The following is a 12,023-nucleotide window of genomic DNA, read 5'->3' as shown; positions in this document are numbered from 1 at the left end:
GGTAGTAAATAATAAATGGAAATCTTCCCGGATTTTACGGTTTCAATGCCTTCAATACCAGTTCAAGTGTTTGATACATAATTTCATTTGAAAATGTAAAAGACTTACCTCTAACTTCCGCTTCTTTATGAAAACGTAGCAAATTGTATAGCGGTCCGTAGGCCACACTCCAGAATACAGCCATCGGCATTGGCAGTAATTCTTTATTTTTGATTGCTTTTTGAATGAAAGTTTCCAGGATCACCTTCAAATCGCTGTTTACTTCAGTCAGTACATATTTACAGTGGGGAGAATTCAGGATAATTTCAGAGAATTCAGCCCTATTCGGGTTGGTGAGCGCATACCCGGCTCTGTTCTCCCACTGCTTCTTTAAGCCTTCTTTAAAAGACATGTCGGGAGAAAAGTCTTTTGTCATCAATTCCATCATCCGGCGGACCTCTTCCACGCCAAGCTTTTTAATCAGATCATCTTTGTCTTTATAATAAATGTAGAGGGTGGCTACGGAAATATTACAGGCTTTTGCAAGTTTTCCCATACTAAAACCTTCAAATCCATCTTTTACCAGAAGTTCGATGGCTTTTTCTATAACCAGTTTTTCTTTTTCTCTATCTCTGGTTCGCATTTTGTGGAAATAAAATTTCTCAAATATAAATGAATATTCATTTATTTATAAGTATTTCTGTTACTTTTTTATTCCAATGTTATCCTGGTGATTTTTAGTTATCAAACTGGCGGGATAACCCTTACCAATAGTTATATCCTACAACAGTAATAAGCAAAGCAGACTGTAGTCGTACTTATCTGATAGGAGCGGCTTTACTATTAAAGCGGGTGGATTACCTAAAGCCTGTACTCTGGGACATGCAAAAGATGAATTTCTGGTAGGAGTATTTAAACTGGTTCTATAGGAATAAATCGTAGAATGGATGCAGGAACGTTACAAACGTTTGTCAGGCGGCTTAATTTGATTCCTGCAATTTTATTAATGCCAGAATATTCTGGTAGCAAACATAGAGCAGAGCCATTCCAAAAACTCCAAAAGAACAGTCTATCAATCTCCAATAAAACGGAATTTGCCTGATGGGCCCTGCTATCAACGCAAGAGGAAATACCATCACGCAGGCAATCATTCCGAATTCTATTACCCAGATATTCTTTACAGGATCTCTTAAGGGGCCAATAAATGCAACTGCAATAACGATATGAGCAAATGCAAGCCAGTCAGTACCATAACTTAAATAGGGGAAAGTTTCATTGGTTGTTTTAACGGCAAAATAAACACTGGTAATCCATTCTCTCATAAACTCAGGGAAAAGCGAGATATTCCCGTATGCGATGGCAAGCTGGGATTCTATCGGAAAGGCAGTAACTCCGCTTAGTACAAGTCCAACAATAAATAACACGATTAAAATCTTAATTCTGTGTCTGATTTTCTTTTCTGAGGTCATATTCTATCAAAATAAAAAGCGGTTTTTATGCAAACTTATCACTTTAAGATATATTCAAACAAGCTATTGATAAAGTATGTAATACTTTATCAATAGCTTTAGTCTCCTAAATACTTTTAATAAATCTGGCAGGATTTCCAGCCCATACCTGATTGTCTGGAATGGATTTGGTAACTACTGAACCGGCACCAACGATTGAGTTTTTTCCTATACTTACCCCTTTAAGTATAATACTATGTGCCCCGGTAATTATAAAAGCTCCTTCTTTTATAATTACCGGGGCAGTCTTTATATTATCATAAATTTCGGGAGTAGCATTTCTTTCCATGTAATTTAAAGAATGAAAATCTGTATCATAGATAACAACATTACCCCCAATCTTAACATCATCACTGATCTCAACTTTATGATGACACACTATCGCACTACTACTTATTCCTACATTATTTCCTATTTTTAATACACCATTTTTTCCAACTAGAAAATAACATGGCTGTTGCCTTCCTATCATATTATGATATTTCCCATTATTGATTTTAAATTTTTTACCAATGGTAAATCTTCCTGTTAATTCAACCTTAATAATGGGAACACCACCCGAAATAAATTCCGGACTAAAATAAACGCCATTTAATTTAAACTTTATCCAAGTGATTATCCATGAAATAAAACCTGCTAACTTAAAATATAGAAATTTGTAAGTCTTATTTATAAATTTTAATAGCGTCATAGTTTTGCCTAAGTGATATTAATGACTCGGTTAAGCAGCTTTACTACGCCATTTTTAGAGGTGTTATATATGCGGGAGTTTTGATGCCCCACATGTTTTTTAGAAGTTTCATGGCATTTTTTACATACTTCCGGAAAATCCTTTTTGTAGTGGCGCCAGCGTAAATTTCGCATAGTCTGTGAATTCCACATATTTCGAATGCTGTCATTTTTGATGTTACCTATTTTTTCATGACTGCCATACAGAAACCCATAAGCACATTGCCTGATGCTTCCATCGAAGTTAAAGTGAGCATAAAAGAAAATATCGGTGCACCGGTTATATCCTTGTGTGGAAGACTTTTGAATAATATCATGGAACGTATTATGGGTTACCTGATCTGTTGATTTTCCCCATTGCAGATTGAAATTTTCTATTTGCTGCGGCGTATAACTGGGCAGAATGACATTACGCACACAAAGCATGGGATACTTTTTGTTAGCCCGGTTCCTGAATTCGTAAAATCCGGTTATATTCTGTTTTAACCGATCATAATCCCCTCCTTTCCTGATCTTATTGTAGGAGGGTCCGTCGATTCCATCCACCGATACGCCTATGATATCGATATCCCACCGAAGGATTTCTTCAAAAGGGAACAGTTCAAATATTTCACCATTGGTGGTAATTTCAATCTTGATATCTTTCCCGGAAGCATATGCCATGATCTCACGAAACTGCGGATGGAGCGAAGGTTCCCCTTGTCCACAAATGCGTAAAAACTTAACCGGATACTGGGCAATTTCATCGACGATCTTTTTAAAAGTCTCGAACTCCATAAAGCCTACGGCTCTTTTCATGAACAGGGTTCTGTGACAATGCAAACAGCCCATATTACAGTCGTTGGTGAGCTCTACTTCTATGATTTCAGGATTTTTTATATCCGGGAGTAATCCCGGAATTTTCCAATAAGCGGAAACATAAGCTTTTCGAAGCAAAGCAGCTTTTAAATGGGGGAAAAGTTGTTTTTTTACCAGTTTCATAGGGATAGGTGTTTTTTTGTGCTAATCAGATAAGATTGGTGTGCCTGGTGGTATACTAATTGACAGACACAATCATTTTTCAAAGTTGAAGCTAAATATGGTAGGATAAAATACCGTAAATTAGGTATTTTTAATGCCAGCCTTATAGTATGTTGTATTAAAAATGACTTTGTAAGTCACTTTTAACAATTAAAGTAGAAATTATACATGGCTAATGATCTTAATACATTAGTTTGCTTTCTTTGTATTTTTTATCCGATTCTTTGCAACTTTATAAATAAACTGCAAAGATATTTAACTTAGAATATTGCAATTATATTTGAGAAATAAACTGGTTTCTAATAGATATCAGACTTCATCTACTTTTGCAGGATACGAGAAAATTTAATCAGCTCTGCCAACATAAAGCTTACACGGGATCTGCGAATTATTTACTGACTTTAGACTACCTGCCAGAACCTGACTTCCACACTGTCTTTTCGCCGGATGCCTTCGCCAATAAAAACAGATCTGGTAAGCCAGTCATGTGGCCCTGGAATGACCTCAAAAGCCGGAGAAGTGCGGAAATAATAAGTCTTAGGATCTACTTCTTCACCAGCGGCGAGGCGCTTCATTACCTGTTCAGGTCCATGCCGGAGTCCTTTATTTATAATATAAATCAGTGTACCATCATCGGCTTGCAGGGCATATTTTGCTTCCAGTTCGGCTACCCCATCTTTGCGGATCAATTGATAATCTGCTCCACCAGGTAAAATAATGCCCTTGATGGCTGGCCCATGAAATGTACCTCCGGTAATGGGAATGATCCGTCTTTTTCCATAAGCGGTTTCCCCAATTTCGTAAATATGAGAAAGGGTGATGGTTGCTTCAAAAGCAAATTCGAGTTTGGGTGATTTATATGCCATAGCAATGTATGTCCTTGTTAAAGTAGTATGTTTCTTGTTTCTAATAGTAGTATATTGAGAAAACTTAAACAAATAGTTCAGGCAACTATCGAATGAATTAACCTTGGAAAAGAAGCAAGTTCCTACATTAAATCCTGTGCAACTAGGTAAACAGTTGTTTGTTAACCCGGAAAGGGTACTGATGCAGGGGCAGTCAGGTAACTTGTTTCATATCAACCGGATAGAAGATTTCCGGAAGTACATGCAATTTCCCTTGCTTCCCCACCGCAAAACAGTCCTGGATTTTATTTTTCTCACGCAAGGTACCATGAGAAGGAATAAAGGGCTGAATTCCTATGAATTTTCAGCCTATACCTTCTTTTTCCTGCCTGCCTACCAGATCAGTACTGATACCTTTATGAGTGAAGATATCCAAGGTTTTTATTGCCATTTTGATCAGGATATGCTCAAAACAAGTCTGGTTCAGCCGGATATATCCAAAGAATTTCCTTTTTTACAATTTAATAGCCATCCTTTGGTGCAGATTTCAGCGGAAGCGATGGAACCTGTACTCAACATTTTAAACCGCCTGGAAAATGAATTCAAACACAAGCGTACCGACAAACTTGATCTGGTTGTTCTCTATCTGCTGACCTTGTTTACAGAGCTCAAACGATATGTTCGGCCTGAAGAAACCATCACTGAAAACGCCGCCCTCAGGATTTCGCAGCTCTATAAAAATGCCCTCACCCAGCATATTTACGCCAAACAAAAGGTATCCGACTATGCAGATATACTCAATATTACGCCCAATCACCTCAATAAATGTGTAAAAGCGGCTACCGGTCAATCGGCTCATGATCTCCTGGATGAAATGCTTCTGCTGGAAGCCAAAGTACTGTTGAAACAGTCTGATCTGAATATCAGTGAGATTGCGTACAAAATTGGTAAAGAAGATCAGAGCAGTTTTGGTAAATTTTTTAAACTTAAAACAGGCTTTACTCCCAAACAATACCGGGTGTTGGATTGATTTTGACTATAAATAGCATAATTCTGACTAAATATTGCATAATTCTGCTATTACTTTTGTATATCTATTACACCAGAAATTGCTAACTCTCTGGTCATATACTAGTCATCTCCATTATATACTCATGGCAAGAAATCCGCATTATTTATCCCAGCTGGCACATATTGAAATCTACAGTCCCAAACTGGAAGAGTCGGTACACTTTTTTACCCAGGTCGTAGGTCTTGACGAAACTGGCCGGGATGAAAATTCTGTGTATTTCCGGGCATGGGGTGACTATTTTCACCATACTTTAAAAATCACCAAACGTGATACACAAGGCATGGGACATTTAGGCTGGCGGGCTGATAGCTCGGAAGCGTTGGAAGATTGTGTGGCGTACTTAGAAGGTATTGGTGCAGGCTTAGGCTGGGTAGATGGTGATCTAGGACATGGCAAAGCCTATCGTTTCAAGTCACCAGATGGACATATTCATGAAGTATTCTGGGAGGTAGTCTGGTTAAGAGAAAAGGGGGAGAAGAAAAGTATCTATGCTGACCGGTACGCATCAAATCGCCGCATGGGGGTGAATCCCCGTCGTTTTGACCATATTACCTATATGGTAGCTAAATTCAAATATGTGGAGGAAAAGGCATTCTGGAAAGGTTTAGGACTGAAAAATCCAGATGAAGTACGTATCTCCGATGAGATCCCTGCTGTCGGCGGCTTATGGACCATCGGCAATCTTTCGCATGATATTGCTGTATTTACTGATCCAAATATAGAGCCAAACGAAGCAGTACTTAATCACATTGCTTTCAACTTCGATAGCCGGGAAGAAGTACTGCTTGCCCTGGATTATTTCGCAGAAAAAGGGTTTAAAAGCGTAATGGGTGCACCTACCCGTCATAAAGCCGATGAAGGCTTCTTCATCTACGTCATTGATCCTGGTAGTGGATATTTATTTGAGTTTTATGCCGGAGCCAGGCTGATATTTGCGCCTGACCATGGGCCGGATCTTCATTATCTGAAAGATAACCCTAATGATGCCTGGGGACACGCCAATCCTTTCGCTGAAATGGGAAAAGGCAAAAAACTAGGTTTGACAGAAGGAGTGGTAAAACCACAAGATGTATAACGCATAGCTTTTAAAATCAAATCCGAAATCACCATGTGGCATTTCTATCCTGATCACTATATGTTCTCGTATCAGCTCAACCGGATACTGACGCAAAGTCATTTTGGGGGAGGGGAGTTTAACGAATGTATTGAAGCAGCCAGCAAAATTACGCCCGGCGATTTTGAAAGTTTTAATAAAGGCTGGGCGTTTGCCGGAAATCAGGCTTTGCAAATGGCTGAGGAAGCTACCGCAAAAGGATATTCTATTACTGCCAGGCAGGCATATCTACGGGCTTCTAATTATTTAAGAACATCCGAGTTTTTCTTAAAACCAGATGACCCGCGAAAAGTACCAGGCTATTTAAAAGCCACCGAAGCTTTTCAAAAAGGAGCCTATCAATTACCTAATCCTCCCAGATTTGTCAGTATTCCATTTGAAGGCTCCGAAATAACCGGCTACTTTTTACAGCCAGCCAATGCCAAAGAAAATCAACCCCTGATGATCATGTTTGGAGGCCTGGATTCCACCGCAGAAGAACTGTATTTCGGTCCTTGGCAGAAGATGCAAGAAAGAGGCATTTCGCTATTAATGCTCGATGGACCCGGCCAGGGCGCATCATTGCGCCTGCGTCATATGCTCACCCGTTACGATTATGAAGTACCTGCCACCGCTGCCTTTGACTGGGCAGTAGCCAACTTGCCGGTTGACCCTAAGCGTATCGGAATTATTGCTGTTTCGATGGGTGGCTATATGGCGGCCAGAGCAGCTGCTTTTGAGAAACGTTTTAAGGTCTGTTGTATCTGGGGGGCTGTCTGGAGTTATTACGATATCTGGAAAAACCGCCCGGATAATCATCCACTAGCCAGCATCATGATGCACATCACCGGTTCTGCCAACATGACAGAAGCCCGGGAGAAACTCAAGAATTTTACCCTGGAAGGAGTCGCTGATAAAATCAGTATGCCGGCTTTTATCTCACATGGCGAAGACGACAAGCAGAATTTCGTTGAGAATGCCTATAAGTTATACGATGCCCTTCAATGCGAGAAGCATATCAACATTGTTCCCAAAGAGAGTACCGGTTCATCCCATTGCCATATTGATAATTTCAATAAAATCAATCCGATGTTCGATTGGTTGCAAACGGTATTGTAAAGCAAATAACAATCTCCAATCACTTATTTAAGGTTATGGTACGAATAATAAAAAAAGGCATTACTTACGCTGAATCCAAAGAAGCCGATTTGAAGGTGCGGGCGACTGTAGAAAGTATGCTCAAGGAGGTAGGCGAAAAAGGTGATGTTGCCGTTCGTGAATTATCTGGCCGCTTAGACAAATGGTCACCGGAGAGCTTTAAATTATCCGGGGAACAGGTAGAAAATATAATAGCCGGTTTGCCTCAGCAGGTGATTGAAGACATCAAATTTGCCCAGACTCAGATCCGCAATTTCGCTCAGAAACAACGGGAATCCATTAAAGATATTGAAGTAGAAACCTTGCCTGGTGTTATTCTCGGCCATAAAAATATTCCGGTAAACAGTGTGGGTTGTTATGTGCCGGGTGGCCGATATCCCATGGTAGCCTCTGCCCATATGAGTGTGTTAACGGCAAAGGTGGCTGGTGTTCAACGGGTGATTGCCTGCACACCACCTATTCATGGAGAAATTCCGGCTTCCACCGTGGCTGCTATGCATATGGCAGGTGCCGATGAGATTTATATACTGGGAGGTGTACAAGCGGTTGCTGCAATGGCCCTGGGCACCGAAACAATTAAGCCGGTAGATATGCTGGTTGGCCCGGGAAATGCCTATGTAGCCGAGGCCAAACGTCAATTGTATGGCAAGGTAGGAATAGATTTGTTTGCCGGACCTACGGAAGTACTGGTCATTGCCGACCATACAGCCGATGCGGAAACCTGTGCGACCGATCTGTTAGGACAGGCAGAACATGGACCTACCACACCTGCCATTTTATTAACTACCAGTGAAGAACTCGCGCATGCCACACTGAAAGAGATCGAAAGACAGTTGCAGACTTTACCAACGGCTGATATTGCCAGTGTTTCCTGGCGGGATTATGGACAGGTGATTGTTGTAGATACGGTAGAGGAACTCGTTTCCGAAGGTGACCGCATTGCCAGTGAGCATGTGGAAGTGCTTACCGAAAATCCCCGCTATTTTCTTGAGAAGATGACCAATTACGGTGCCTTGTTTTTAGGCGATAAAACCAATGTGGCCTATGGTGATAAAGTGATTGGCACCAATCACACCTTACCTACCAAAGAAGCAGCCAGGTATACCGGAGGTTTATGGGTCGGAAAATTCTTGAAAACGTGTACCTATCAGGAAGTACGTACTGCCGAGGCCAGTGCCATGATTGGTGAGTATTGTTCCAGGTTATGCGCCATCGAAAATTTCTCAGCACATCAGGCACAAGCAGATTTACGGGTAAAACGGCATGGCAAAAAAGAAGCTGAATTAATGGGAAATAAATGAAAGCCCTGACAGGAAAAATAGCGCTGGTAACTGGTGGGGCAGGAAGTATTGGCTCTGCCATTTGCAGGCAATTAGCGGAGGCAGGGTCATCGGTCATTATCACGTATAACAGTAACCCTGAAAAGGGAGAACACTTACTACATGAACTGGCTGGAGATAACCATAGTATTTTTTATGCGCCTGTGCAGGATAGCCAGGCACTGAAAGAATTAGCAATATATATTGAAAAGAAATATGGCAAGCTTGATATACTGGTAAACAATGCAGGCATCACAACGCCAGTTGCACATGATCGGTTGGAGGAATTAACTGATGAGTGGATAGACAACATTTTTATGGTCAACTGGCGAGGTGCTTTTTCGATGATCCGGGCATGTAAGCAATTATTAGTCAACAGCGAAGATGGATTAGTGGTGAATATTTCTTCGGTAGCTGGCATCACTGGTATTGGCAGTAATGTAGCGTATTGTGCCTCCAAAGCCGCCATGGATTCCATGACCCGTTCACTGGCCAGGGCTTTGGCACCGGTTATCCGGGTGGTTTCTGTTTCGCCAGGCTGGGTGCTGGGGGAATATACCAAACATATTGATCCGGCTTATTTGCAAAGCCAGCTGGATGCAACGCCGCTGAACCGGCTGGCCACCCCGCAAGATGTAGCGAATGCGGTATATGCACTTGCCACAACTTTAACTTTTACAACTGGGGCGATAATTCCAGTGGATGGAGGAAGGCCATTAGCCAAAAAGTGATACAAACTAGTAAACTTATTTTCTAACTATATGCGTTCCACTCTTTTTAGTTACGAAAACAAACTGCTCCTGCTCCTGAGCTTCACGTTCGGCTTTGTGTTATTTGACCGGATGGCACTCAACTTTCTGGTGCCTTTTTTCGACAAGGAACTTGGTTTGAATAATACCCAGATCGGACTTCTGGCTTCGTTACTTGCCCTGGCATGGGCTATTTCCGGGTATGTGATCGGAACCTTATCAGATGCTACCGGCAAACGAATAAAATATTTAGTGATATCGGTAGTCATTTTTTCGCTGTGTTCCTTCATCTCTGGGTTAGCGGCTTCATTTGCTTTTTTACTAGTAGCCCGTATCATTATGGGGTTAGCAGAAGGCCCGGTGCTGCCATTGGCGCAATCGATTATGGTAGGTGCTTCCACTGAAAAGCGCAGGGGATTTAATATGGGCTTTATGCAAAGTTTTGGCAGTAACCTGCTGGGAACGATGCTGGCACCCTTGGTATTAGTAGCCCTGGCGACCAGTTTTGGCTGGCGGAACGCTTTTTTTATTGCTGGAATTCCAGGATTGATCTTAGCTGCACTCTGTTATTTCTTCATTAAAGAGCCAACAACTAAAACAGTAACTGAACTCAAACAAAAAGCAAGCATTACTGATTTGCTGAAGTATCGCAATGTTTGGGTAGCTATTTTACTCAGTTGCTGCATGATGACATGGATGTTTTCGCAAATTACCTTTCTGCCGAAATACTTAATCACTGAAAAGCTTTTTTCGGAAGAAGATATGGGTAAATCCATGGCCATATTTGGCCTTGCTTCCATCATATGGGGAGCCATCGTTCCAGCCTTGTCAGACAAGCTGGGGAGAAAACCGGTGGTTATATTTTTCTTTCTGCTCAGCATGATTATGCCCTTGGCTGTGGTATACCTGGGTGAAACATTTGGCAGCCTAGCACCCTTGATTTTAGCAGGAGCCTCTACCATGGGTTGTTTTCCTGTTGTGCTTGCCACCATCCCTTCTGAAACAGTGCCCAGGCAATACCTGGCGCAAACGATGGGTTTTGTGATGGGCATTGGTGAATTAGTGGGAGGTTTTGCTGCACCAGCTATTGCCGGATGGTCTGCAGATACATTTGGGATGCATGCTCCTTTTCTGATTGCCGCTAGCGCTGCTATCACGGCAGGTTTGATAGGATTATTACTGATAGAAACAGCACCACTTAAGGTGAATGCTACCAAACTGGCAACTGCTTAACCAAAATCAATACAACTTATAGACTTAGTCGAATGAAACTGATCACATTTAAAAATAAAGAAGGACAAGCAAGAGCCGGTTGGTTGCAAGATGGAGGTGTAATAGATATGAACCTTGCCAGCCATGGGAAATTGCCTGCCGATATGCTGGGTTTTATTGACAAGCATGAAGAATATGTTGCGCTTATTCAGCAAACAGGCTTACTGAATGCAAAACCCACTTATACCCTTGAAGAAGTTACCCTGCTTGCACCGCTTCCCAATCCCCGCAGCTTTCGTGATTTTATATCATTCGAGCAACATTTGAAAAATGCGTCTGCCAAGTTTGGCCACCAGATCGCCCAGGAATGGTACGAAATGCCCATTTTCTATTTTACCAATCACCAGCAGATTTTTGGCCCGGAAGAAAGTATTCCCCGGCCTCCCAAAGAAACCAGACTGGATTATGAACTGGAGATGGGTTGTATTATCGGCAAAAAAGGAAAAGACATTAAAGCGGAAGAAGCGGAAGACTATATTTTCGGGTATACTATTTTTAACGACTGGACGGCCCGTGCCATCCAGAATAAGGAAATGAAGTGTCATTTAGGACCTGCGAAAGGAAAGGATTTTGCCAATGCCCTTGGTCCCTATATCATCACCAGAGATGAAATGGATAAATACCGCACCCCAGATAACCGCTTTGATATTCGCATGACTTCCAAAATCAATGGCCAGCTAATTTGTGATGGCAATTTCAAAACCATCTATTACACGTTTGGACAGATGATCGAACGTGCCTCTGAAAATGGAGTAAACCTGTATCCTGGAGATATTATCGGTTCTGGTACGGTGGGTTTTGGCAGCCTGATCGAAACCAACGGCGAAGCCTACCGCTTTCTGGAACCAGGTGATGTAGTAGAGTTTGAAATTGAAGGAATTGGTATATTACGCAACTCAGTCATTTAACTCTATTAACCCATGATTTTAGAACTAGCCACCATTGACATTAAAGAAGGAACCAATGCTGAATTTGAACAGAGTCTGCAACAGGCACAATTTGTCATCAGCAAATCGAAAGGATACATAGGCCATCAGTTTCAAAAGTGCCTGGAACAGCATAACCGCTATGTTTTATTGATCCGCTGGGAAACCCTAGAAGATCATACCAAAGGCTTTCGGGAATCGGACTTATTCAAAGAATGGCGGGCATTGATCGGGCCTTTTTTTGACAAGGCTCCTGTGGTACAACACTATGAATTAAAGTTTGAAATGTAGGGATGGCCAGGAAGGTCAATGATCAAATTTCAAAAGCTTACTAATCACAACATTAAACAAAC

Annotated in this window: 13 protein-coding genes; 8 read left to right on the top strand and 5 right to left on the bottom strand. The window is 41.6% G+C overall.

Going from position 1 to position 12,023, the window contains the following annotated elements; genetic code table 11:
- Positions 1-34: 34 nt before the first annotated feature.
- The 5 genes from GXP67_RS01685 to GXP67_RS01665 form a co-directional block, all read right to left on the bottom strand.
- Positions 35-622, bottom strand: coding sequence for a TetR/AcrR family transcriptional regulator (locus GXP67_RS01685; protein WP_162441561.1), 588 nt, complete (start codon positions 620-622; stop codon positions 35-37).
- 337 nt (positions 623-959) lie between these two features.
- Positions 960-1,448 (bottom strand): hypothetical protein, encoded by a 489-nt coding sequence (locus tag GXP67_RS01680; RefSeq protein ID WP_162441560.1) that lies wholly within the window; start codon positions 1,446-1,448, stop codon positions 960-962.
- 106 nt (positions 1,449-1,554) lie between these two features.
- Positions 1,555-2,178 carry an acyltransferase gene (locus GXP67_RS01675; protein WP_162441559.1) on the bottom strand — a complete coding sequence of 208 codons (624 nt, stop codon included), beginning with the start codon at positions 2,176-2,178 and terminating at the stop codon, positions 1,555-1,557.
- An 8-nt stretch (positions 2,179-2,186) separates the two neighbouring features.
- On the bottom strand, positions 2,187-3,197 hold the full coding sequence (locus GXP67_RS01670) for a radical SAM protein (protein WP_162441558.1): 1,011 nt from the start codon (positions 3,195-3,197) through the stop codon (positions 2,187-2,189).
- Between the two features lie 440 nt (positions 3,198-3,637).
- On the bottom strand, positions 3,638-4,102 hold the full coding sequence (locus tag GXP67_RS01665; protein WP_162441557.1) for a DUF3237 domain-containing protein: 465 nt from the start codon (positions 4,100-4,102) through the stop codon (positions 3,638-3,640).
- 103 nt (positions 4,103-4,205) lie between these two features.
- Here GXP67_RS01665 and GXP67_RS01660 point away from each other — a divergent pair, with 103 nt between their 5' ends.
- The 8 genes from GXP67_RS01660 (at position 4,206) to GXP67_RS01625 (ending at position 11,961) form a co-directional block, all read left to right on the top strand.
- On the top strand, positions 4,206-5,111 hold the full coding sequence (locus tag GXP67_RS01660) for a helix-turn-helix domain-containing protein (RefSeq protein WP_232064868.1): 906 nt from the start codon (positions 4,206-4,208) through the stop codon (positions 5,109-5,111).
- 124 nt (positions 5,112-5,235) lie between these two features.
- Positions 5,236-6,228, top strand: coding sequence for a VOC family protein (locus tag GXP67_RS01655; protein ID WP_162441556.1), 993 nt, complete (start codon positions 5,236-5,238; stop codon positions 6,226-6,228).
- Positions 6,229-6,261: 33 nt separating this feature from the next.
- Entirely contained in the window at positions 6,262-7,365 is a 1,104-nt protein-coding gene (locus GXP67_RS01650) for an alpha/beta hydrolase family protein (protein ID WP_162441555.1), read from the top strand.
- 35 nt (positions 7,366-7,400) lie between these two features.
- Positions 7,401-8,705 (top strand): histidinol dehydrogenase, encoded by a 1,305-nt coding sequence (gene hisD / locus GXP67_RS01645; RefSeq protein ID WP_162441554.1) that lies wholly within the window; start codon positions 7,401-7,403, stop codon positions 8,703-8,705.
- Positions 8,702-9,454 (top strand): SDR family NAD(P)-dependent oxidoreductase, encoded by a 753-nt coding sequence (locus GXP67_RS01640; RefSeq protein WP_197901626.1) that lies wholly within the window; start codon positions 8,702-8,704, stop codon positions 9,452-9,454. The genes hisD and GXP67_RS01640 overlap by 4 nt, the downstream gene beginning before the upstream one ends.
- Positions 9,455-9,484: 30 nt before the next feature.
- Complete coding sequence (locus GXP67_RS01635) at positions 9,485-10,705, top strand: MFS transporter (protein WP_162441553.1); 1,221 nt, start codon at positions 9,485-9,487, stop codon at positions 10,703-10,705.
- 32 nt (positions 10,706-10,737) lie between these two features.
- The gene (locus tag GXP67_RS01630) at positions 10,738-11,652 is read left to right on the top strand and encodes a fumarylacetoacetate hydrolase family protein (protein WP_162441552.1); all 915 of its coding nucleotides are present in this window, start codon (positions 10,738-10,740) and stop codon (positions 11,650-11,652) included.
- Positions 11,653-11,664: 12 nt separating this feature from the next.
- Positions 11,665-11,961, top strand: a complete 297-nt coding sequence (locus GXP67_RS01625) for an antibiotic biosynthesis monooxygenase family protein (RefSeq protein WP_162441551.1) — start codon at positions 11,665-11,667, stop codon at positions 11,959-11,961.
- Positions 11,962-12,023 lie beyond the last annotated feature (62 nt).

Source organism: Rhodocytophaga rosea (genome assembly GCF_010119975.1).
Taxonomy (GTDB): Bacteria; Bacteroidota; Bacteroidia; order Cytophagales; family 172606-1; genus Rhodocytophaga; species Rhodocytophaga rosea.
The sequence above is the reverse complement of the archived record's forward strand: the minus strand, read 5'-3'. Positions and strand labels throughout refer to the sequence as shown.